The sequence below is a fragment of the Peribacillus simplex genome, assembly GCF_030123325.1.
GTDB lineage: Bacteria > Bacillota > Bacilli > Bacillales > DSM-1321 > Peribacillus > Peribacillus simplex_D.
The window spans coordinates 1,182,830-1,206,558 of record NZ_CP126106.1 but is presented as its reverse complement, the minus strand read 5'-3'; the positions used below and the strand labels follow the sequence as shown (position 1 = coordinate 1,206,558).

General features: G+C 39.8%; 25 protein-coding genes. 10 read left to right on the top strand and 15 right to left on the bottom strand.

Annotated elements, in window-relative coordinates:
• Nucleotides 1-45: 45 nt before the first annotated feature.
• On the bottom strand, nt 46-1,254 hold the full coding sequence (locus tag QNH43_RS05800) for an ABC transporter permease (protein WP_283917126.1): 1,209 nt from the start codon (nt 1,252-1,254) through the stop codon (nt 46-48).
• On the bottom strand, nt 1,247-1,990 hold the full coding sequence (locus tag QNH43_RS05795; protein WP_283917125.1) for an ABC transporter ATP-binding protein: 744 nt from the start codon (nt 1,988-1,990) through the stop codon (nt 1,247-1,249). Before QNH43_RS05795 ends, QNH43_RS05800 begins: the two co-directional genes overlap by 8 nt.
• A 658-nt stretch (nt 1,991-2,648) precedes the next feature.
• On the opposite strand from QNH43_RS05795, the gene QNH43_RS05790 reads away from it, so the two are divergent.
• From QNH43_RS05790 to QNH43_RS05770, 5 genes are all read left to right on the top strand, one after another.
• On the top strand, nt 2,649-3,071 hold the full coding sequence (locus QNH43_RS05790; protein WP_283917124.1) for an HIT family protein: 423 nt from the start codon (nt 2,649-2,651) through the stop codon (nt 3,069-3,071).
• A 271-nt stretch (nt 3,072-3,342) separates the two neighbouring features.
• The gene (gene serC, locus QNH43_RS05785; protein ID WP_283917123.1) at nt 3,343-4,446 is read left to right on the top strand and encodes a 3-phosphoserine/phosphohydroxythreonine transaminase; all 1,104 of its coding nucleotides are present in this window, start codon (nt 3,343-3,345) and stop codon (nt 4,444-4,446) included.
• Nucleotides 4,447-4,572: 126 nt separating this feature from the next.
• Entirely contained in the window at nt 4,573-5,091 is a 519-nt protein-coding gene (locus QNH43_RS05780; protein ID WP_076367276.1) for a tryptophan transporter, read from the top strand.
• Between the two features lie 595 nt (nt 5,092-5,686).
• Nucleotides 5,687-6,049, top strand: coding sequence for a YtxH domain-containing protein (locus QNH43_RS05775; RefSeq protein ID WP_076367280.1), 363 nt, complete (start codon nt 5,687-5,689; stop codon nt 6,047-6,049).
• 189 nt (nt 6,050-6,238) lie between these two features.
• A complete protein-coding gene (locus QNH43_RS05770) occupies nt 6,239-6,817 on the top strand; it encodes an HTH-type transcriptional regulator Hpr (protein ID WP_283917122.1) in 579 nt (192 codons plus the stop codon).
• A 2-nt stretch (nt 6,818-6,819) separates the two neighbouring features.
• Here the strand turns inward: QNH43_RS05770 and QNH43_RS05765 are convergent, their stop codons facing one another.
• Entirely contained in the window at nt 6,820-7,146 is a 327-nt protein-coding gene (locus QNH43_RS05765; protein WP_283917121.1) for a DUF1878 family protein, read from the bottom strand.
• Between the two features lie 198 nt (nt 7,147-7,344).
• Between QNH43_RS05765 and QNH43_RS27715 the strand changes: the two genes are divergently transcribed.
• Together QNH43_RS27715 and QNH43_RS05760 are read left to right on the top strand one after the other, a co-directional pair.
• Nucleotides 7,345-7,929 (top strand): DUF3267 domain-containing protein, encoded by a 585-nt coding sequence (locus QNH43_RS27715; protein ID WP_434060154.1) that lies wholly within the window; start codon nt 7,345-7,347, stop codon nt 7,927-7,929.
• A gap of 108 nt (nt 7,930-8,037) precedes the next feature.
• A complete protein-coding gene (locus QNH43_RS05760; RefSeq protein WP_057912502.1) occupies nt 8,038-8,220 on the top strand; it encodes a hypothetical protein in 183 nt (60 codons plus the stop codon).
• A 111-nt stretch (nt 8,221-8,331) separates the two neighbouring features.
• Here the strand turns inward: QNH43_RS05760 and QNH43_RS05755 are convergent, their stop codons facing one another.
• Nucleotides 8,332-8,415, bottom strand: a complete 84-nt coding sequence (locus QNH43_RS05755) for a YjcZ family sporulation protein (protein WP_076367288.1) — start codon at nt 8,413-8,415, stop codon at nt 8,332-8,334.
• A gap of 182 nt (nt 8,416-8,597) precedes the next feature.
• Nucleotides 8,598-8,681, bottom strand: coding sequence for a YjcZ family sporulation protein (locus tag QNH43_RS05750; RefSeq protein WP_076367290.1), 84 nt, complete (start codon nt 8,679-8,681; stop codon nt 8,598-8,600).
• A gap of 199 nt (nt 8,682-8,880) precedes the next feature.
• Between QNH43_RS05750 and QNH43_RS05745 the strand changes: the two genes are divergently transcribed.
• Complete coding sequence (locus tag QNH43_RS05745) at nt 8,881-9,747, top strand: peptidylprolyl isomerase (RefSeq protein ID WP_283917120.1); 867 nt, start codon at nt 8,881-8,883, stop codon at nt 9,745-9,747.
• Between the two features lie 54 nt (nt 9,748-9,801).
• Here QNH43_RS05745 and QNH43_RS05740 read toward each other — a convergent pair whose 3' ends face one another.
• The 8 genes from QNH43_RS05740 to cysK all read right to left on the bottom strand — a co-directional run bounded on the left by QNH43_RS05740 (nt 9,802) and on the right by cysK (nt 18,847).
• On the bottom strand, nt 9,802-9,984 hold the full coding sequence (locus tag QNH43_RS05740; RefSeq protein WP_427641786.1) for a sporulation YhaL family protein: 183 nt from the start codon (nt 9,982-9,984) through the stop codon (nt 9,802-9,804).
• A 99-nt stretch (nt 9,985-10,083) separates the two neighbouring features.
• A complete protein-coding gene (gene yhaM, locus QNH43_RS05735; protein ID WP_192203634.1) occupies nt 10,084-11,022 on the bottom strand; it encodes a 3'-5' exoribonuclease YhaM in 939 nt (312 codons plus the stop codon).
• Nucleotides 11,023-11,200: 178 nt separating this feature from the next.
• The gene (locus QNH43_RS05730; RefSeq protein WP_283917118.1) at nt 11,201-11,899 is read right to left on the bottom strand and encodes a (2Fe-2S)-binding protein; all 699 of its coding nucleotides are present in this window, start codon (nt 11,897-11,899) and stop codon (nt 11,201-11,203) included.
• Entirely contained in the window at nt 11,892-12,716 is an 825-nt protein-coding gene (locus tag QNH43_RS05725; protein ID WP_076367298.1) for an ABC transporter ATP-binding protein, read from the bottom strand. The genes QNH43_RS05730 and QNH43_RS05725 overlap by 8 nt, the downstream gene beginning before the upstream one ends.
• Before the next feature lie 328 nt (nt 12,717-13,044).
• On the bottom strand, nt 13,045-13,452 hold the full coding sequence (locus QNH43_RS05720) for a hypothetical protein (protein ID WP_283917117.1): 408 nt from the start codon (nt 13,450-13,452) through the stop codon (nt 13,045-13,047).
• 31 nt (nt 13,453-13,483) lie between these two features.
• On the bottom strand, nt 13,484-16,513 hold the full coding sequence (locus QNH43_RS05715) for an ATP-binding protein (protein ID WP_283917116.1): 3,030 nt from the start codon (nt 16,511-16,513) through the stop codon (nt 13,484-13,486).
• Nucleotides 16,514-16,534: 21 nt separating this feature from the next.
• Nucleotides 16,535-17,746 (bottom strand): metallophosphoesterase family protein, encoded by a 1,212-nt coding sequence (locus QNH43_RS05710; protein ID WP_283917115.1) that lies wholly within the window; start codon nt 17,744-17,746, stop codon nt 16,535-16,537.
• A gap of 177 nt (nt 17,747-17,923) precedes the next feature.
• A complete protein-coding gene (gene cysK, locus QNH43_RS05705) occupies nt 17,924-18,847 on the bottom strand; it encodes a cysteine synthase A (RefSeq protein WP_076367305.1) in 924 nt (307 codons plus the stop codon).
• 333 nt (nt 18,848-19,180) lie between these two features.
• Between cysK and QNH43_RS05700 the strand changes: the two genes are divergently transcribed.
• The gene (locus QNH43_RS05700) at nt 19,181-19,369 is read left to right on the top strand and encodes a YhzD family protein (RefSeq protein WP_034314725.1); all 189 of its coding nucleotides are present in this window, start codon (nt 19,181-19,183) and stop codon (nt 19,367-19,369) included.
• Nucleotides 19,370-19,719: 350 nt separating this feature from the next.
• On the opposite strand, the gene QNH43_RS05695 is transcribed toward QNH43_RS05700, so the two are convergent.
• Both QNH43_RS05695 and QNH43_RS05690 read right to left on the bottom strand, forming a co-directional pair.
• On the bottom strand, nt 19,720-20,517 hold the full coding sequence (locus QNH43_RS05695) for an enoyl-CoA hydratase (RefSeq protein ID WP_081395555.1): 798 nt from the start codon (nt 20,515-20,517) through the stop codon (nt 19,720-19,722).
• 93 nt (nt 20,518-20,610) lie between these two features.
• Nucleotides 20,611-22,227, bottom strand: coding sequence for a long-chain fatty acid--CoA ligase (locus QNH43_RS05690; RefSeq protein ID WP_283917114.1), 1,617 nt, complete (start codon nt 22,225-22,227; stop codon nt 20,611-20,613).
• A gap of 611 nt (nt 22,228-22,838) precedes the next feature.
• Between QNH43_RS05690 and QNH43_RS05685 the strand changes: the two genes are divergently transcribed.
• Entirely contained in the window at nt 22,839-23,717 is an 879-nt protein-coding gene (locus tag QNH43_RS05685; RefSeq protein WP_283917113.1) for a dimethylarginine dimethylaminohydrolase family protein, read from the top strand.
• The last annotated feature ends 12 nt before the right edge of the window (nt 23,718-23,729 follow it).

Here is a 23,729-nt window from a genome sequence, read left to right as displayed (position 1 = left end):
ATTTCTTAAAAGAAAAAGCTGATTTTATGAAAAATCAGCTTCTGATTAAAAGTTTTTAATTTTCTTTGCTGCATAAATTTTAAAACCGAGCAAGAAAACAAGCCCCATTGCCAAGACGGCTAAAGCGGACATCCATTCCCCTTTCACTAGCAGGACCAAACCGAAAATAAGGTCCTCAAACAATAAGAAATAGGAAATTAGCCTTATGACTGCAGATTCTCTCATTTTTGCTGGCAATGGATACAATGAGACCCATACCTTCCATTCATGAGCCTTCCAAACCGGCAGCAGTTGCAGGGCTGTCATGAATAGGAACATGAAGGTTACAATCAAATGTGCCCATATGTTAGTGAATACACTTAAAATCACTGACCCAATGATAGTCAAGCGAAAACAAAGTCCCACATAATCATTCGATCTCAACAGGGTACGGGCGTAAAGATAGGTATACGTTGATTTTTCACCATAAGGTATGAATGATAATAGCCAGTCCATCCATTTCCTTCTTGCTACCTTCCCTTTCAAATGGGGAACATCAGTAAACATGTTCGCTATTCTATAAAAAGAATTCATCCTCTTGTTTTCCAGTTCCACCAGCCGTTCCCACTTAAGAACAAACCCTTTAGTTGCGCTTCGGTAATACATGTAAAGTCCTAACAATAATAAAAATGTTATAAGTGCAAACAGTATATTTGCCCTTGAACAGATGAAATAAAGAATCACTCCATTAAGTAAAAAGCGGATGAGAGAGTCCCAATGGCTCACTGATGTATCCTGATATTTCAACACCTGCCAGCGCATGGTCAAATTCAAGAATTTCAAAATAAGCAAAACGACCAGGATCATTCCAAGGTCCGTACCTCCTGCACCCGTAACCTTCGAATACATCGGTATAGATGCAACGAGGACAACCAGAAGAATAAATCCCTGCATGACCCAACTTAATATCAGTGAATTCTTGAAATAGCTTCTCAACTTCGTTTCAAGGGGAAGCAGGAATACCGTATCAGGTTCTTTCAAAAAAGTATTTATCGGGCTTCTGGTCACAATGATCGATAAAACAAAGGCCATGATCAATTCAGCAGGGAAATCACTGTCTAAGGTCTTCACCCAATCACTGTAATAATAGGCCAAACCACCAAGAACCAATACCATGACAAAAACAAGATGGCCATTAAAAATATAGCGCAGATATCTTTGCGTTTCATTTATATAGCCTAAATATCTTTCCTTCCAGAGATTTTGACTATTCATGACCGATTTCTTCTTTCGTCAATTGAATATATAAATCGTCAAGAGTTGCCCCCGGCATGGAAAATTGTTCCCTAAGCTGCTCAAGGTCGCCTTTTGCCCGGATCTCTCCATTATGCAGTATGATGAAAGAATCACAATACCTCTCGGCTGTCGCCAGTATGTGTGTAGACATTAAAATTCCCGCTCCGCTTTCTTTCATTTTCCTCATCAAATCGAGCAGGGATTGAATGCCTAATGGATCAAGACCTACGAAGGGTTCGTCGACGATATATAAAGACGGCTGTACTAAAAAGGCGCACATTATCATGACCTTTTGCTTCATTCCTTTTGAGAAATGGGCCGGAAACCATTTAAGCCTTTTTTCCATATGGAATTCCTTTAATAGAACGTCCATCCTTTCTTTATATGTGGCTTCCGCCAAACCATGTGCCATGGCCGTAAGCTTTAAATGCTCCTCAAGTGTAAGCTCGTCATACAAGATGGGCGTTTCTGGAACATAAGTGAATTGTTTACGATATGTATCCGGGTCCTGGGCAAGAGTTTTACCATGAATCGAGACGCTTCCGCCTTTCGGCTCCATGAGTCCGATGATATGTTTAATCGTCGTACTTTTCCCAGCCCCATTGAGCCCAATTAACCCCACTAGCTCATTTGGTTGAATGTCAAAACTTATTCCCTTTAAAACGGGCATTTTCGTATATCCGCCCACTAATTGCTTTATTTCCAATAAGGACATATAAACGATCCTTTCTATATAGAGGTTCTTATTTCCATTTTATCAAATTCTCCTGCTTTTATATAGTCGAGTGTCCCTTGAACTAAATTTCCATAAATAACTAATTATATTTTCCCTGCTTAGTGGTCATCATAAATAAGGAAGAAGGGGTTAGTCATTACGTGTGATTCACATCATATAGTAAATGAGGTGTCAGTTAAAGACGTATTACACTGAAATACCCAAATGTTTTATTACAAATGATTCACATCATATTGTAAATGAGGTGTCAGTTAAAGACGTATAACTGAATTAAACCAGAAGCTTCATTAAAAAAATCGTTTCGAGCAAGGAGATGGTTCTCTTGCACGTAAAAGCAGAAAAATCATTCAATAATTATCAATTATGCTTTGAAAGTTGATGAAACTTTAAAGATATAGGAGATGGTTGCTTTGAATGGAAAATCTCTAATCAGATAATAACCATACTTTACTAAAATGTAGATGAGGTGTTTGTCGCAGAGAATTTATGCTAATGCGAATTTTGAAGCAAAACCCCCTTTTTCAACAGGCAGGGTGCAACTTATGTTGCATCCTGTTTTTATGATTTTTCCTTTTCTCAAGGATTCAAGCTATGGTACGATTAACCAAATACATTAACATCTAAAGGGGCGTTTTTAATGAGTGATTGCATTTTTTGCAAAATAATCAATGGGGAAATCCCAAGTTCCAAAGTTTTCGAAAATGAACATGTATTGGCCTTTCTCGATATCAGTCAAGTAACAAAAGGGCATACGCTGGTAATACCTAAAGTACATAAGGAAAATCTTTATGAGTTGACACCCGAGATTGCCAAGAACCTTTTTGAAGTGGTGCCGGAAATTGCCCGCGCCATGAAACAGGAATTCCAACCTGTAGGCCTGAACCTTTTAAATAATAACGGTGAAGCCGCAGGACAGTCCGTTTTCCATTTTCATATGCATTTAATTCCTCGGCATGGTGAAGGGGACGGCTTTGGGGCTGTTTGGAAAACGAATACCAGCGACTATACACCGGATAACCTGAAACAAATCGCAGACTCCATTGCACAGCATTTAAAATGAGAACGTGATGGCCTATGAAGGTTTCTTTTTCCTCTCGTTATATCTTTTTAAAAGAATCGGCAATTGAACGTTAGCTCACGATGGTTGCATGAAAAAACAATGATTCCGATTTGGTCCTCACTCAAAGTGAAGGACCTTTTTGCATTGGCCCATCATTAATACGAATTGTCACCTAAAATTCTAAATTTTCCTCCTATTGAATTTAGTTTTCTGGTAGGATATATGAATAGTCTCAAATACTTTATCACATAGTCGCATAGGAGGAAAAAAATTGAAACGTGCACGCAATTTTAACGCTGGGCCAGCCGCCCTTCCCTTAGAAGTTTTACAAAGAGCCCAAAACGAATGGTTGAATATTGAGGATTCCGGTATGTCGGTCATGGAATTAAGCCATAGAAGTTCGGAATTCGAAAAGATTCATAACCATGCCATTCAATCATTAAAAGACCTCTTGGAAATTCCTGAAAATTATGAAGTTCTCCTGCTTCAAGGAGGAGCAAGCCTACAATTTTCCATGATTCCCATGAACATTTTGAATGATGGGAAAAGGGCAGATTATGTCCTAACTGGTTCTTGGTCGGAAAAGGCTTTAAAAGAGGCCAAAAAGGTTGGTGAAACCGCTGTTGTCGCTTCATCCAAAGATGAAAAATATACGTTCATCCCTAAAGTCGAAGACATCCAATTGAATGATGATGCTGCATATCTTCATATCACAAGCAATAATACGATTTACGGAACGCAATGGAAGGAATTCCCAGAAACAGGTGGCATTCCTTTAGTAGCTGATATGTCAAGTGATATTCTCAGTAAAAAGATTGATGTTAGTAAATTCGGCATCATCTATGCAGGTGCACAAAAGAATCTGGGTCCATCGGGAATCACGGTCGTTATCATCCGTAAAGATTTAATTACGGATAATGACAAAATCCCATCCATGATGAACTATTCTATCTTTTCTAAAAATAACTCTTTATACAACACTCCTCCGACATTGGCCATTTACTTATTGTCCCTTGTGTTGGATTGGGCAAAAGATCAGGGCGGCGTGGAAAAGATTGCTGAAGCCAATGAAGAAAAGGCAAAAGTCATTTATGATGCCATCGACGGCAGCGATGGTTTTTATAAAGGCCATGCCCTGCCGGACAGCCGTTCATTAATGAATGTGACGTTCACGCTCCCATCCGAAGAAGCTGAAGTACAATTCCTTAAAGAGGCAAAGCAAGCCGGATTCGTAGGACTGAACGGTCACCGTTCCATCGGTGGCTGCAGAGCATCCATCTATAATGCTGTCCCTCTATCCCATTGCCAGGACCTTGCGGATTTCATGAAGAAATTTCAGGAATCGTATAAAGCGAAGGAAGCTCAAATCCTTTAATTCAAACAAATATAACTTCTAAAAAAATAGGTCTTATGATATACTATTTTAAACTTCTTGCAACAGGCAATAGTGCATTGTTGAAGAAAAGATGTTAGTTGAGATGAGAATAGGAGAGATGAGTAAATGAAAACGAAAACCCTTGTGTCACTGTCCCTATTAATCGGGATTGGGGCTGCCCTGCATTTTATCGTACCTGGATTCTTCCTTGGAATGAAACCGGATATGATGCTGTTGATGATGTTTTTGGCGATTACCCTGTTTCCTGCGAAGAAGAATGTTTTCATTGTCGCCCTGGCTGCTGGAGCCATCTCTGCCATGACAACTACATTTCCTGGTGGACAGATTCCAAATATCATAGACAAATTGGCAACAGCCTTTCTGTTTTACCTTTTATTCATCAGTCTTAAGAAGTTTTCAACATCCGTTGTCACCGTTAGTATCTTGACTGCCGTAGGAACAATGATTTCCGGCGCTGTCTTCCTTGGTTCGGCTTATTATATCGTTTCCCTTCCAGGGCCTTTCGTTGCACTTTTCGGCGCTGTTGTACTTCCTGCCGTACTGTTAAATACAGTTGCGATGGTCATCATTTATCCAATTGTGAACGGCATCGTAAGAAAATCAAATATACCCATTAATGCTTAAGCAGCAGGATCATCATACCTAAAAAAGCACCGGAATATCCGGTGCTTTTTTTCCAATCTTATGAATCTGGAAATCTAGTCAGAATCATCCTTCGTCAGTCATTGAATCAATATCCACATAAACCAAATGAAAAGCAGTAAAACCCCGGGGAGGCCCATAGCGAAGGCTCTGGCCTGGAGCACCCTCTTAGGTGGATAGATGCCAGGAGTTTTCGCTTGCCTTAGAAAATACCCCATTCCGCACACGCATACCAGACCTAATAAAAAAATGATTTTCATTCTTTACCCACCAGTGCCATCCATGTTCCGACAGCTCGTTTTTATTATCTATATGCTGCTCTTCCCTTTATATGAAGCATTATTAATAAAGCTTCAAGTTATTTTTAAATATTATATATTTACTCTCTAAGTTTAAAAAAATATTTTTGTGATATAAAGATAAAATGGTCGATTCTCTTCCATAAGGATGAAAATTATGGTATTTTGATATCAATAGTATTTCTCTCCCTATTTATCATAATTTCCAATTGATGCTTTTTTCAGCAGGGATTCAGACCATGTAAAGCGAAAACATATTATAAAATGAGGTGATCCTAATGAAAGCAAAATCATTACTAATTGGCTTTTTGACCGGAACAGTAGTAGCTGGTGCGGCAACCTTACTTTCAACACCAAGTTCAGGTAAAGACCTACGGAACCGCATCAAAACGAATACCGAAGAAATTAAGAATACAATTGATGAGTTAAAGGTAAAAATGCTAAATATTAAAGATGACACGATGGAAGCTTCACAAATCAGCAAAGAAACGGTAAAAACGTTCATTTCGGATGTTCAGGTCGTCATCGAGAGCTGGAAGCGGGAAATCGAACCCAATAAAAATGAATTATTGAAGAACGTTCAAGAAATTGAAAATTCATTGAAAGAATTGGAAGCGGCCACCCCTTCTTCTAAAAATTAATAGCTGACATCGTCACACAAACTTGATTCTCCATTTTTCCCAATAAATTACATGGTTTATTGGAGAAGAATGGAGAATTCATTAAAAAACTAAAATTTTCTAAAAATTTTGCAAATATTTTTCTTTATTAATTTTTATTTTATTGTCATAATAAATATATAGAATCTTATAAGTAGGTGAGCCCATAATATGCAGAATAAAAATTATTCTATGAAAGAAGCAATGATTTTTAGTCAACGAATTGCACAATTAAGCAAAGCATTATGGAAATCGATTGAAAAAGATTGGCAGCAATGGATCAAGCCCTATGATTTAAATATCAATGAGCATCATATTCTTTGGATTGCCTACCATCTTAATGGCTCTTCCATTTCTGATGTTGCAAAATTTGGGGTCATGCATGTTTCTACGGCATTTAACTTTTCAAAAAAATTAGAGGAACGCGGATACTTAACATTTTCCAAAAAAGAAAATGACAAAAGGAATACGTATATAGAGATCACAGTGGAAGGTGAAAAAATTCTTCTTGATTTAATGGAGACATACGACCCAAGCAAGAACTCTGCTTTCTCAGGTGCACTTCCACTGCGTGAGCTATATGGCAAGTTTCCGGATATGATAGAAATGATGGCCATCATCCGTAATATCTACGGTGAAGATTTCATGCAAATCTTTGAACGATCCTTCGATAACATTGATCAGGAGTTTACTGACGTGGAGGGTAAAATCACAAAAAAAAAGATAGAGAAAGAAACTGAGCCAGTTTAATCTCATACTCTATCCATTTCCTTCATGAATGATACATATAAACCTTGTGAGAGGCATGCATCAATGCATTCCTTTATGGTTATTTTTGGATTGATTTTTCTTTCAAATTGATTAAAAAGCGGTCGAAAGTTCATATACCCTTCCGCTTTTTCTATTTCATAGCGTTTGCTCAAGATATCACATGTAGCCAATAACTCTTCCGCTTCCTTCTTCGTGAAATTTTTTTCCACAAATAGATAGTCCAACTTGGCCTCCGGATTGCGTATCAGGTTTAATAAAAGCCGTTGATGAAAACGGAGTATTTCTATTTCTTCATTTATATTTTTCATACATCAATTATCCCCAATCGATCATTCAATTTATCATAAAAGGCATATAACCAATTTTTGATTTTTCACGCTAAGTAATCCGTCAGATCCCTGGTTCAAAACCTGGCCTTAAACGCCCTTAGCTCGCCTACACACCATCGTGATTTTATCTTAAAGTTAATCCAAGAATTTCATTGCTTTTTCCACCCATTCATCGTAATGTATGTAAGTATATTAAAACAGCTTTGGAGGGCTGATTTCGAAATGAATTCGTGGAAAACAATTGACGTGGCAAAACAATATGGCAGTTGCCGTCTGATCTTTTTTTCAGTTTTTACTATATTGTTGTCTTTTGTTCTGATCTATACATTATTAAGTGTCCTTTTAACGCATGTTATTTTGTATGGCGATCAAACAATGGTATTTTTTAGCCTATTGCTCTTATTATATCCTGTTCACAAACTATTACACTATTTACCTTTACGATTATTATGTAAAAAAGTAAAAACTTCTTGGTCCTTGAAGTGGAACCTTGTGCTTACATGCAGAGTCAATGTACATGTTCCGATTCGAAAGCATCTTTATCTTTTGACCCTTGTGTTGCCTTTCGTCATTATGTCTATCATATTGATTGGTTGTGCCCTTAGTTTTCCACATTACATTCATTATTTCACTATTTTATTATCCCTGCACACCGGATTATGCGTATCGGATTTTATTTATATAAAAAACCTGATTGGTTCCCCAAGGCATTCTTTTATCGAGGAACATCTCGAAGGATACGATATACTTATTCAAAAGTGATTTCTTATTCATTCATAATGATGTCCAATAAGATTTTTAGGTATCTTTTTTCATTATAATTTGGTATCGTATTTATACATGATGTTTTGCAAGGAGGGATTTTAGGTTTTGATCTCGTTCTGGTTTATTATTGTTGCTATTTTGATCCTTTATAATATTAATAGAATGACTAACTCTTTATGCATTCAAAAGGAAATTGCTGAAGACCGGCAGCCTAAAGTATTCAGGACCATTAATGTATTAATTACTATTATGTTATTATCCTCCTATATTGAAATTTTGTATACGTAGAGATGAGCAACAAATGATGGCCATCATTTGTTACATACATTGATGATACCCGGGGCATTATCCACATAAAGAAAAAGGGCGAAGCAGCAGCTTCGCCTTTTGTTTATGAGCTTAGCACCAAGAAGCTCCAATGATGATTAACAGGATGAAAAGAACGACAATTAGAGCAAAGCCTCCACCTATTCCTCCAGACATTGATCTTCCTCCTTTCCATTCTTAAGTAATTGTAATTTCATGCACACCCTTAAATCCGCCAAAAGGAATCCATTCTTTCTAGGCTTGATATTCACTTCGTCTTTTTGTTGAGCGGCTACCCTATCCTATTCAACTCCATGACAAAAGGAGTGGGCTCTTTCCATTATTAATTTTGCAGCCGATTAGAAACAGGCTGATCCTACAATTATTAATAATATGAATAACACCACTAACAAGGCGAAACCTCCGTTAAATCCATTACTCATTTTCCTACCCCCTTTTGTTGTCCTCGATTTATCATATGTAATGTTTTATTATCTGGGTAGGCGTACACCCATTTTTCAAAAAAATCTTATTCATGCACCAATATATTATTTTTTGTAAAGCAACCAGAATATGTTATAGTTAATTTTGTGGAAATACGAAAAATAGCAAACCAGAAACTTAAAACTAGGAGTTGTTTTTATGAAGAAGTGGGCATTATCGATTGCTGTTACTGCAGGGCTGATCGGACTTACAGCATGCAACAGTGATAAGGAAGCAGTCGTGGAAACTAAAGCGGGGGATATAACTAAAGAAGAATTTTACAATGTAATGAAAGACCGTTATGGTGAAACCGTTCTTCAGGAACTTGTTTATGAAAAAGTTCTTTCTGAAAAATACACAGTAACCGATAAAGAAGTTAAAGCTAAAACGGACGAACTTAAAGAGCAAATGGGCGAAAATTTCGAAACGGCCCTGGCCTCTTCCGGATATAAGAGCGAAGATGATCTTAAACGTGCACTTAAAATCGGCATGCTTCAAGAAAAAGCAGCCGTTGCCGATATAAAGGTTAAAGAAGCTGATGTGAAAAAAGCTTATGAAGACTATAAACCACAAATCAAAGCGAGACATATTCTAGTGAAAGACCAAAAAACAGCCAACGAAGTTAAAGCTAAATTGGACAAAGGCGAAGATTTCGCTAAACTTGCAAAAGAATATTCAACAGACACAGGCACAGCTGAAAAAGGCGGCGAGCTAGGCTGGTTCGGACAAGGTGAAATGGTTCCTGCATTTGAAGAACAAGCTTACAAAATGAAGAAAGATGAAATCAGCAAGCCGATTAAATCCGATTATGGCTACCACATCATCCAACTTCTTGATACAAAAGAAAAGAAATCATACAAAGATATGAAAAAAGATCTTGAATATGATTTGAAAGTCGCTCAAATTGACCAAACTAAAGTTCAGGATATTTTGAATTCAGAAGTCAAAAAAGCTGACGTGAAGATTAAAGATAAAGATCTAAAAGATGCCATCACTTCTGGTGACACAACCAATGCTGAAAAATAATTGAATAGAAAAAAGCGTCAGGGTTTGCCTGTCGCTTTTTTTTCATCATTCGAGTCATGCCCCCGGATTTATATCCTTTTTACGCCTCTCGCGCTCTTCTTCCATGCGTTCAATGTACTTCTGACCTTCCTTCTCAATCCAAGCATCATCTATGAGGCGTTCCTGCCTAGCTGTCCAAATTGACATGACTGCACTGACAATTATCCCAATAAACACGAACCAGATCCAAATTGGCATGTCCATTCCCTCCCAAAAAATCTACTATTCATTTACTAGAGAATATGCGTGAACAAAAAAAATATGCTTCTTTCTCCTTCGAGAAAGAAACATATTTCATTAAAATGTTGGTTTATAGAATGAACGATTATCGAGCGCGAAGACTCTTTCCGTAAATTCACCCGGTTTCACTTTTTCCAATGCCCGGTCCATCATATTTATCTTGGCATCCATATTATCAATATAATGCAGCACTTCCGCTTCCCTAACCATTGGCGGTTTTGGACTGCCCCACTCAGCTTTACCATGGTGGCTTAATATCAAGTGCTTGAGAATCATGATTTCTTCCGCTTCAATGCCCAATTCCTCTGCAGCTTTGCCGACTTCATTTACCATGATGGTGATATGCCCCAACAAGTTCCCTTCAACTGTATAAACAGTCGAAACAGGTCCAGATAGCTCATGTACCTTTCCAAGGTCATGGAGAATGACGCCTGCATACAAAAGATCCTTATTGAGGGAAGGATATAGTGTTGATATGGCCTTAGCCAGCCCTAGCATCGAAACAACGTGATAAGCCAGACCCGACATATACTCATGATGGTTCTTGGTGGCAGCAGGAAACGTCAGGAATTCATTCTGATATTTTTTTATGAGATGCCTAGTCACCCTTTGGATATTCGGATTCCTCATTTCAAAAATGAATTGAGTGATGGTTTCCATCATTTCTTCCTGACTTATAGGGGCCGTTTGGATTAAATCGGCTTTCGTTACCCCATCAGTGTCTGAAGTAATTCTGATATTACGGATTTTCAATTGGCTGCGTCCTCGATAATTCTGGACTTCCCCTTGAACTTTCACCGTAGCTTCCGCACTGTATGTTTTTTCATCAGCCTCGGAAACATCCCATAGCTTTGCCTCGATCTCCCCGGTTTTATCGCATAAAATCAATGTTAAAAATGGCTTTCCATTACTTGCTACCGCTTTTGTACTCGTTTTAATGTACATATATATATCTACTACTTCACCAATTCCGTAGTGTATGATCCCATTTCCCATGCGACTGCCTCCGTTCAATTAAATATCAACATTATAACATACCAATCTCGTTAGTGCGTTTAGTTTTCGTTAATAAGTGATGGACAATGGACCAGAAAAGGCCTAAGCTGACCGTCCCTTATCACTCCACAAGAAAACCAGGCTTGACCCCAAGCCTGGCTCCCCAATCAAATCTATTTCAATAGTTTTTGTTCGGACAATACGCACATTTTTCCTGACCCTCAATTCGGTAATATAAACAGCATGTCACCCGTTTATAAGGATTCATGGAAGCCGGAACACTTTTTTCCCCAATGAATCGTTTAAAAGGCGAATGCTTTTCAATATTAAGCCATACCTCATCTTCAAGCAGCATTTCAATGTCCTTTTCAACTCGCGTCTTTATATCTGCCTGCTTCAATAACTCACTATACATCCATACCGTATAACTCCAAATATTTTCCCAGAGCACTAGTTTGGATATTTTAACAGTTCCGGAAAAGAAGCGAATGGCATCAGCGCCAAAGCTGCTTAATATGGAATGGAGGGCAGATGTGCTTTCCTTTTCCGTGACATTGCTCCACCGGTTAGTTTTCAGCAAAAAGTTCGGGAGCCAATGTTCACCTTCTGGATCATCCAAAACGCCAATTTCCTGAAGTGTGCCTTCCCAGATAAGCCGATGTTTGCTGAACATGTAGAATTGTGCCGTGACAAAAAAAGCATAGCGTCTGAACCACATTGAAATTGCTATCCTTGACGTTTCAGCACCGGTCCGGGCCTGTGCATACTGAATAAGCTCATCAGCATGATTGAAGGTCTTGGAAACTTTGGCTTCATCTCGAAAGGAAATGCGATATCCCTGCAGCTCTTTTTCAATAGCAGGTGTTAGGTTATGCATTGGCCAGCGCTTTTAACTGACCTTGGGCGTAGCGGCCTTTACCAAACGGGACACACATGGGACTGCCGAAAATTGGATCAAAAGAAATTTGACATTCCATGCTGAATACATGCCGTACCAATTCAGGAGTGATGATATCCTCTGGCCGGCCTTGAGCATGTATCGCCCCATCTTTAAGTGCCACCAGATTATCCGCATAACGGCAAGCTAAATTCAAATCATGAAGCACCATCACGATCGTTCGGTTCTCAAACTCATTCAAGTCGAACAATAAGTCCAGAATCTCGATTTGGTGGGTCATATCAAGATATGTAGTCGGTTCATCCAACAAAATGACGTCCGTATCCTGAGCCAGCGTCATTGCTATCCATGCCCTTTGCTTCTGGCCTCCCGATAATTCATCGACTGCCTGATCCTTTAAACCGGTCAGGTTCGTTGCTTCAATCGCCTTTTGAACTTTTTCTTCATCCACGGAACTCCACTGTTTCAACCAACTTTGATAAGGATATCTTCCTTGTTTAACAAGTTGATAGACTGTAAGTCCTTCAGGAGCAACCGGGGATTGTGGAAGAATCGCCATCTTTCTTGCTACATCCTTCGATGACATGGTCGAAATCGCTTTGCCTTCGAGTAAAACTGAGCCGGATTGAGGTTTTAACAATCGGGCAACCGACCTTAGCAGTGTTGATTTTCCACATCCATTAGCACCGATGAATACGGTGATCTCCCCTTTGGGTATTTCTATATTCATATCATTTATAATTAATTTTTCACCATAACCGAGCGATAAAGACTGTGTGTTAATAGCTGGTCGCATTAAAATACTCCCCTTTTAGTCTAATAATACTAGTTTAATGAAAATGATTCTCACTGTCAATCTTTTAAAAAAATATAAACCAAAAAATCCATGTCCCATTCCTCTTAAACGATTCATTAAAGTGAATACCCCTTTAAAGATATGAAGCTTCCTTTGGAAACATTAATGTAAAAAATCGGTACATTATATTAACATGCCATACCATTTACCACTTCCTGTATCTTCCGAACGATTCATTAGTCCATTCTCCCCCTCGGCACAAACCGTATCGGAATTTCCAAGCTCCATTTAGCGGAAAATAAAAAAGGCCCTCCATATGGAGAGCCTTTTAACCGACCAGCAGGCGATTTGTACAATGTTCCAAGGATTCATCCCTAATGAAGGTAAATAAATCCTGAAAGGTGAAAGGAATTAATCCTTCTGCAATACTCCATGCATTGACCTCTATTTGATAAAGGATTTCTGATTTTCCTGTAGTGTATAGCTCCTCACTAAGCACAGCAAGTTCGGGATCCAATGCGTGGCCCAACTCATGTGTGAGGATCACCCATGAATATTCCTCAAGCCTTTCAAGCGAGCCTAGGTAGCGTTCACACTGAATTTCGATATCTCTCTCATATAAAGTGATGCTATGTCCTTTGGCAGAATATTTTCCCCCAACACATCGTTCGCCAGGAAACTCCTTTTCGATTATTAGCTCCAAAGAAGAATCATGGTGACTTACAAACTCATTCATTTTCAATGACTTCACTCTCTTTATTTATAGTTTATAACCCATTATATTTCGGGATGATCAAATCATTCATATCTTGGCGCAATACGGGGCTGGATAGACGAATCACTTGGTTTTCTCTAAAGTACTCCATTATATATCGGTGACAAGTAAAAAATAAAATTTGCCGTTTTTCCGAAACTTTTTCCAATAACTTGAGCATCCGTTTTGTCCTTTCCGCATCAAAATTGACGAAACTATCATCAATGATGAGAGGAAATGAATCATTTTCAAAAGTATGATCAGCAAGTGCGAGCCTTAGGGAAACATAAATTTGCTCTGCTGTCCCGCGGCTGACCTCTTCAACCCTGAAACTCAAACCATCACTGCGCTGTACCCATATGCCTTCTCCCGACTGATCAAGGATGATTTTATGATAGCTTCCATTCGTTAAAAAGGAAAAATGCCGCTCTGCATCAGCGATGACCTTCGGTAGGCGTTCCCTTTTATATCGGTCCAAGGTTTTATTCAATAAGCTTTTGGCTATTGCCAATTTCGCCCATTCCTTCGCCTCTTCGTTAAATGCAGCTTTTTCCTCATAAAAACGATGAAGTAAGTCATCATAAATCCCTGAAACTTCAAGCTGTTTTATCTTATGCTTCGCATCCGCCTGTTTCTCTAATAAAAGTGATTTCACCTTTACTGAATCCTTACGTTTCCGTTCTAAATTTTCAAAAGTATACGTGTTGATCCCCTGTTTTAAGTAAGTTTGGATTTGTTCAGGCAGCATTCTGGATTGCCCAATTTGTATGGTGATCAAATCGAGCTGTTTTTGTAAAGCAATTTTCTTTTCGGACAATGCAGCGTCTTGCCTGAACTCTTCCTCGTCCTTGACCTTCGCTAACTTAAAAAGCATTTCCATTTCTGAATCAAGATAGCCTTTTTCCAACGTCAACTTCTCGATTTCGTTCGTCAAATGACTACGTTCCTGCATCCATTGTATTAGTTGAACGGAGTATTCAACCGCTTTATTCATTTCCCGTTTCAATAGGCCAATCGCTTCCCGCCATGTGGATGGTTCAAAATCAAGGCTGTGTGCAAAATGAAATAAAGCCTTCGATTTACCCTCAAACTCTGCATGCAGAAAATTGTGCATCTTGATTGCTTCATATTTCCTATCAACGGCTTCCTTCCACTTCTCAAGAAGTTCAAATACAGATTCAAGATTGATTTCCATTCCGGGATAAGACAGGCCCCAACCGCTTAAGAGGCTTCTCACTTCTTTATCCAATCGGTCCCTGCTAGCTTCCCAAGTAGCATATTCCTGAATGGTCGATTCAAACGCTTCCTCCCTTTCTTCATATTTAAACATTTCACTTTCAAACCGCCTTTGAAGACGTTGGTCCATTTCAAGCAACCTACCCATCGACTCTCCATCACTCACTCGATTAGTTTCACTGCCAATTGCTGCCCTTTTCCTTTTCATCTCATCCATTTGCCTGATATATCCGGACAATATATCATCACCTTTAAAGAGATGCCTGGAAACGGCAAACAGAACAGCCATGGCTAGAAGTATAATCCCCAACAAAATCTGTTCACTGAAATAACTTCCGATCGCACCTAAACAAAGAAGTACTATCAAACTGCCATTCATGATAAGTGAACGCTTGCGATTATGCGCTTCCTTCTTCCTCTGTAAAGCCAGTTGCTTTTCAAGCTCGAGTATTTGTTCATCAAGAATAAGGGATTGTGCCGCTTCAAATTCGATGTTATTCTGCTTGTTGTATAAAGACTCCAGCTCGATTCTTTTTTCATCTGGGAGTAACTGGGCCTTTATCTCCTTCAAGCGGGATTCTGTAGTTTCCAGACTATCCTTTTGCAGTCCATATTTCTCATCAAGCTGTTTTTTATCATTTTGGAGTTGATGCTTTTCCCTCTCGGCCCTTTTCACCTTTTCCTTCATGAATGTACTGATATCCAGTTTTCTTATTTCATCATCAGAAACATCCAAGAATAATTCCTGCTTCACCTTTTCAATATTCTTTTCTTCCAACAGCCTTTCGTGTTCCGCTTTTCTTATATCCAGCTCAAGCTTCTCCAGCAATGTTCCTTGATCGATTGCATGTTCAATCTGCTCTTTATGCTCCTTGATGAACGGATTGATTTCGATTTCCGTGAGTTTTACCTCAAGTTTGTCCATCTTCTCAGTCAATGCCGCAAGCTGGGCTTTCATGGGCATTCCAACTGCCTGAAACTGTTCAAGTCTTTTTAAGCCATCAACAGGAAAACTCACCTCCGGAATTTCACTTAATTCTGTTTCAAGTTCCCGCTGTTCTTCAACCAAGGGTTTAATTCGCAAAAAAGTGCTCACGTTTACAAGGTCCTCTTCAATCTCTTGAATATCCATCGTGACTTTAGAGAGCTCCTCCTTAAGTTTTGCTTCTTCCTGAAGTAATGCCGTATATGACTGCTGTTCTTCTTCCGATGCTTTCACCTTTTTCTGCAATTCCTTAAGTTCTTTCAATCTCACATTCAGTAAAGGTTTTTGGCCTGAAGGCTTGAACCTTAAATCGAGCTCCTTTTGCAATTTCGTTTCGGCTTCAAGAAGTTTATCATTCCCAATCAGCCCAGCTGAAAGCAGATATTTGCTCATGGTCCCTTCACTTAATGTATGTAATCCCTGCAGACCTTGAAGGTCGAAAGAAAAAATGGCTTGGTAATAGTTTTTATCAACGCCGTGGAGAATCTCATTCAATTCTTCCTCGCCGCCGACCCTTCCATCCTCGAAGGTCAATTTTACATCACCAGTAGCCTTTCCCTTCACACGCTCAATGACGATTTCCCCTTCATTTTTTGTTATGAGACTGAGCCTTCCCCCATATTTGGCATGCATTTTGGGCTCGTAACGCGGTTCGTTTTGAACCTTTGTCGGAAAACCAAACAGCATACTATGAATGAAGGACATGATGGTTGACTTGCCCGATTCATTTTCCCCAAAGAAAACCTGCAGCTGTCCCAATTCAGGAAAACGCTGATTTTCGAGTTTGCCGTAACCATAAACATGGAGGTCTTTAATAATCAAATCCGTTCCTCCTCCCTACATTCATTTATTCGCTTCAAAAACTTGCAAAAGCCATCTTTCCGCTTCATCCAAAAGTTCCCTCTGCTCTTCCGGACCTATTGAATCAAGAAACCGTCTTGCACCCGGATGAATATAAAGCGGGGCCAGGGCAGCATCCGTATCATCAAATTCAGATGCAAGCATCGATACCTCAGCCATAAAGGGCGATATTCTTTCATTTGACCTAATCATCGGCATGGACTGGATGACTTTGATTTTATACACCCAGATAAATGGTTCCCCTTGGTCCTCTTCCTGCAAGATCCGGGTCAATTCTTCAAGATAATCCCCGGAAGGACCTGCTGCGTCACCTGCATCCAGCTTCAATTCCAAAAGAAAGTTTCTCCCATCGAAACCCTTCTGTTCGATTACTTCCTTGCATTGCTTGAACAGGGCATCAAATCCACCTTCCGCGGATATTTCAATTGTTTCGCTTTCCCATATCACCTCAGAGGTTTCAATAAAAGAATGACGCTTCATGTCCCCGTCGAATTCAACAAGCAAGCACCCTTTAATGCCGGACTCCTTTCTGTTCCTGCCTTGAATATTCCCTGGGTATATCACTAGTGGATCTTCTGAAACTACCTGATGTTTATGAATATGGCCTAATGCCCAATAATCGAAATCTTTAGCAGCTAGTTCCTTCAATGAAAAAGGGGCGTATGGGCTATGTTCGGAATTGCCTTCCAAGTTCCCATGAAGCAGACCTATATGATAATCGGCCCCTTCAGCTTTTATGTAGGTTTCGATCATTCTCTCCCTTACGTGACGGCGTGGATAACTGAATCCATAAAGGTGGACAGTCGTCCCATCGATTTTTTCAAACCTTTTCACTTCGGTTTTCCCTGAAAATACGTGGACATTATCCGGCAGCCCCACAGAGATCCATGAGCCGCCGAGATGATCATGGTTACCATGAATGATATAAGCAGGGATCTGATGCTGCTGGAGTTTTTCCATTTCGGCTCGAAAGCGGACCTGTGTCCGGAGACTCCGATTTTCCCCATCAAATAGATCCCCCGATAACACGATAAAGTCAACCTGATGGGAAATTGCTTCATTAATGATAGTTTTAAAAGCTTTAAACGGACTGTCCCTTAATTCCTTTAATATAGATGACGGCATATCCTTCAACCCTGAAAAGGGACTATCCAAATGGAGATCCGCCGCATGAATGAACTTCAAACCGCTCAAAAGTATCACCTCGATTTCTTTCAACATTTAATTCTAACACAAACAGAACATACTTTCCCATACATTATTATTTTAATACGGCATCATGTACCTGGTTATTCCAGTATTGTCAATTTCAACAGGAAAAAGACCGAATGGCGTGAACATTGTTTCATGCACGGCATTCGGTCTTTTTCTTCATTTAAAAATATCCATACTTAAATATCGTTCACCATTATCCGGTGCAATGCATAATACTCGTTTGCCACTTCCAAGACGACGGGCTTCCTGCAGGGCGGTCCAGACAGAGGCACCTCCTGAAGGTCCAATCAATATACCTTCCTTCGAGGCCAAATCCTTCATGGTGGAAATCGCATCTTCATCTGCCGCTTGAACGATCTCATCAAATACCTCTGTATTTAAAATGTTGGGGATAAAACCAGGGCTCGTACCCACTAATTTATGGGGACCAGGCTTTCCGCCGGAAAGAACTGGGGAACCCTTAGGCTCGACAACGACAACCTTTAACTCCGGCAGATGTTCTTTTAAGGCTTCACCTGTACCGGTTATCGTTCCTCCCGTTCCAGCAGTAGCGACAAACACATCCAGGTTTCCATCCATCTGATCCAGAATCTCGACTGCTGTCGTCACTCTGTGAATATCAGGATTGGCTTGGTTCTCGAATTGCTGCGGAATAAAGCTATTAGGAATCTCCGCTGCAAGTTCCTCAGCTTTACGAATGGCTCCAGGCATCCGCTCTGATGCAGGGGTTAGGACAACTTCCGCTCCGTATGCCTTTAAGATATTGATTCTTTCTTTCGACATATTATCCGGCATGACCATAATGGCCCGATACCCCTTTGCCGCGGCATTCATAGCAAGCCCAATTCCTGTATTCCCTGATGTTGGTTCTATGATCGTGGCCCCGGATTGAATGATACCATCCAATTCTGCCTGCCTAATTAAGTTGAAGGCAGCCCGATCTTTTACGCTGCGGCTCGGATTGAAATATTCAAGTTTCACAAATACATCAGCGTCACCCTCCGCCGTTAAATGATTAATCCTTACAACAGGTGTATCCCCTATCAATTCAGTGATATTATTAACGATTTTTACCGTCATTCAAAAAATCCCCCTTCGATCCATACACTTCCTACCTTTTACTCAGGTTTATTATATCATTTATGATTTTTCCTTTTAAAGAGAGAATTCCTCTAGTATAAATAGGTTTTGTTTTCATTGTTTCCAAACTTAAAAGAAGAAACCATAAAATTAGTTCGATTTAGATATTTTCCATCATTTTTCTAGATATTCAGCTACTTATCAATATTCCCTGTCTTAATACATTCCCTTACATAACAATAGTCAAAATTGACAGATAATGATAAAATTTGTATAACAGTACCTATCTTCAGATAAAAGACAGCATCATTATTGACAAGGGAGTTTTTGAAAATGAGCAGAATATACAAATTAACCGTTTTTGAACCGTCAGGGGAAAAACTATTGGATGAATCATTTACAGCCGAGAATGATGAACAAGCAAAAGAATTGGGACAAAATCTATTAAAGGAAAAAAACTATCAAGATCGAACACATCGCTGTACATCACCTTCAGGCGCTTTATTGCTTTTTCATCGCTGATTGGAAATGGAAGCGCAATCACCGAAAAATATGATCAAGTTTTCCACACATTCCTTATATAAAAAAGGCGGTTACATATCATGACCGCCCCCCAGACTGTAGATAAACTCAATGAAACTCAAGTTTGCCTGCGTTTTTTTATGCTTATACAATTTGGACGTTGATTTCTGCTACAGGGCACCCGCTCCATTCAACTTTGTTACAATCTTTATATAGAAACCATACTCGAGGAGTTGAAGGTTTTACTTTGGTTCAGTTGGTTCAGGAACATCGTTGATGAAAGAAAAGTTTTCCGAATCCCATTTGTCTACAAACAGAGGCCGTCACTAGAAAGTGACGGCCTTTCTCATTCATTTTCCGATGAAGTTCGGTTTTCTTTTTTCCACGAAAGCTTTTATTCCCTCTTGGTGGTCCGCTGTTTGGCGCATTTTCATCTGAGCAGCTTTTTCAATCTCAAGGATCTTAATTAATAGTGGGCGATTTTTTTCACTAAGGATCTTTTTCGTTTTAATCATGGCCTGAACCGGGCTTTGCAGCCATGATTGCACTTTCTTCTCTACCGCATTTTCCAAGGTTCCTTCTGCCACTTCATGAATGAGACCCTTTTCTTTTGCTTCAAGTGCTGTAAGCACTTTACCTTCCCAGATCAATTCTTTCGCACCCACTTCACCAAGACGGCGTTCAAGGAAAAAGTGTCCGCCGCCATCAGGGATTAATCCAATCCCGATAAAATTCATCGCAACCTTACTGTCCGAATCGGCAATAAGGTGATCGGTTGCAAGAGCTATACTCAACCCAAGCCCTGCAGCCGCACCATGAATGGCACTGATTGTCAATTTAGGCATGAAGTATAGAGTGGTCACCAATTCACTGATTCCATCCATCAGTTCATCGAAAGCGTTTTCTTTTCCAGACGAGAGCATCATCTTAATGTCACCACCTGCGGAAAATGCTTTCCCATTCCCTTTTAAAATGACGACGTCCACTTCATCATTCTCACTCACTTCCTTAAGGGCATTAACGAAATCATGCAGCATCTTCGGATTTAAGGCATTCATGGCCTCTGGACGGTTCATTGCAACAGTAGCCGTCCTGTCCGAATATGTGATTAAAACAGTTCCAGCAGGTGATGTCGATTCTATACTCAATTTATTTCCTCCTCTTTCGTTCTATTAATCTATTATATATTTTTCTTCCATTAACTGAATAGGTAGAAATGTTATAATTAAACAAATATAGCATTATTTATTGAGATATTTATCTTGAAGCTGATCACGCAATGCCCTTTTCAAGAACTTCCCAACACCCGTTTTCGGGATTTCATCCAAAAAGACCACTTCATCCGGAAGCCACCATTTTGCAAACTGCGGCTTTAAAAATTCGATGATGCCCTCCTGGGACACTTGACCCTTGTATGCGTCCTTCAAAACAACACAGGCAATCGGCCGTTCTTGCCATTTTTCATGAGGCACTGCAATTACCGCCGCCTCAAAAATTCCTTCATGGGCCATTAATGCATTCTCTATATCTACGGAAGATATCCACTCACCGCCGCTTTTTATCAAGTCCTTGGTCCGGTCGACGATTTTCACGAATCCTTCTTCATCAATCGTGACAACATCCCCCGTATACAGCCAGCCTTCTTTAAACGTATCCTCTGACCGCTCATCCTTAAAATACTTATTGGCTATCCAAGGACCCCTGATCAGCAATTCGCCCATTTCCTTTCCATCAGGCTTCACTTCGCCACCCTGACCGATCACTTTAATTTCTATCATTGGTGAAACAAGGCCCTGCTTGGCCTTCAACTCATAAAGTTCTTCTTCTGGGAGATCTTCCTGATAACTTTTTGGTTTGGATACAAATACTAGCGGACTTGTTTCAGTCATTCCATAGGCATGCAGGAATGGTATCCCATACTTTTGTTCAAAGGTTTTAATCATGCTTTTCGGAGCAGCCGACCCTCCGCATAAAACAGCACGAATGCTGCTCGTATCATGGCTGCCTTCTTCTAGCTCCTTCAATAAGCCCAGCCATATCGTCGGAACCCCTGCTGCGATTGTAACCTTCTCCGTTTCTATAAGCTCAGCCAAAATCTTTGGGGTGAAATAAGGTCCCGGCAAAACCATCTTCGTTCCAAACCAAACACTGGCAAAAGGCATGCCCCAGGCATTCACATGAAACATCGGCACGACAGGAAGCGCCACATCACGTTCGCTTAATGCTGTAGAATCGGCAAGCCCCAGTGCAATCGCATGCAACAAAATTCCGCGATGTGAATAAACCACACCTTTTGGATTCCCGGTCGTGGCGGAAGTATAACATATGCCGGCAGGTGCATTTTCATCCAAGGTTTGAATGAATGGCTGTTTCGGATTCCCTTCGGCTAATAATTTTTCATAATGATAAATAGGTGAAAGGGTCGTTTCAGGCAGCTCATCTTTATCCGTCATTATGATATAACCTTCCACTGTCGTTAACTCATCTTTAATTGCTTCCAAAAGGGGGATGACATCCGGGTCTATCAATAATAATCGATCCTCCGCACTATTGACGATATAAGAAACATGTTGAGGAGACAGACGCATATTGATTGTATGTAGGACAGCACCATGACAAGGAATCGCAAAATAAGCTTCTAAATGCCGATGATGGTTCCAGGCAAGTGTTCCAATACGGTCACCTGTTTGAATACCGAATTTTTCAAGGTTACTGGTCAGCCTTCTTGTACGCTCAGCAATCTCAGCATATGTAAATGTGTGAATTCCACCATCCGTACGCGAAACTACCTCTTTCTTCGGAAAATATTTTTCAGCTCTTTCAATGATTTGAGTCATGATCAATGGAGTATCCATCATTACAATCTCCCCCTTATATTAAAAGCATCCTCATTATATATTCGACCAGAAAAAAAATAATCCTTTTTCCCTAGGTACCGTTTACGATTATTTTGAAGCCGGCTTAATCTAGATGAAATTTTAAAATCAGTTTGACGACAGAGAGGGATTCGGAAAGGGAGCGGATTTCTGAAAACAACTGGAATGTTTTTTTTAGCAAGGCTCTTTTCGTAAAGATTGTTGTTTTTAAAACGAAACGATTTAAGGTTGATTGGAGCGGATTGCGAGACTCCTGCGGGAGCAGCGGGACAGGTGAGACCCCACAGGCGTTCACGCCGAGGAGGCTCACCGCCCGCCCCTCGGAAAGCGAGCATCTGGAGGGGAAATCAACCACACCGCTTTACTTGGTAAATAGCAACAAAGTATGCGAAAACAGCCTTTAGCAAAAACTTTCTTCGAATTGGAAGGATATAACCCGCTTATACCGGGATCATTTATTAGGAGCGTAATCTGAGAAGTTTTTTTAAACCATCCAAATTTAGCGGTGCAGTTCCATGGCATATTTTTTATGTTTCTTTCTAGAAAAAGGAGGAAATAGTAAAGATACAATTATATTTAGAAGGAGCTCATTTATGGTAAACAAAATAAACGAAGAACTGGAAGCTTATTGCTCGAGTGAATATTCAAAGCTATCACGGGTGATCGTCTGTGAACCACGTTATATGGAAATCCGGGAGATCATTAACGAAACTCAAAAAGAGTTTCAAGAAGAAAATATCGATCAAACACTTGCATTGGAGCAGCATGCCCAATTTACAAAGGCTCTTGAACATGAAGGGATTGAAGTCATAAAACTTACGCCTCAATTTACATATCCAGAACAAGTTTTCACGAGGGATATCGGTTTCACTCTCGGCAATACCGTTTACGTAGCTGAGCTGGCAACAGGTATCAGGCAGGGTGAAGAACAAATATTGAAATCCTGGCTCGAAACGAATGGTATCTCATATTTCAACCTCCTCAAAAATCATATTGAGGGCGGGGATGTCCTTATTGACGGAAAGACCATCTATATTGGAATAAGTGAAAGAACGGATGAATCATCCGTCAAGCATCTTCAAACCATATTACCGGAATACGATGTCATCGCGGTTCCATTCATTGAAACATTCCTTCATTTAGATTGTGTTTTCAATATCATATCACCGACAGAGGCACTTATTTTTCCGGAGTCCTTTACAAAAAAAGAGATGGATTTATTAGCTTCACGTTATGACTTGATTGAAGTGACTAAAGAAGAACAATTCACATTAGGTACCAACGTGCTTTCAATTGGGAATAAAAAATTATTCAGTCTACCATGTAATAAACACGTGAATAGTCAGCTTCGTGAACGCGGGTACGAAATCATTGAAGTCGATATAAGCGAAATCATCAAGTCCGGTGGCTCTTTCCGTTGTTGCACAATGCCACTATTGAGGACAACGAATAAGAAGACTGATTCAGCCTGAGCAGATGAAAGA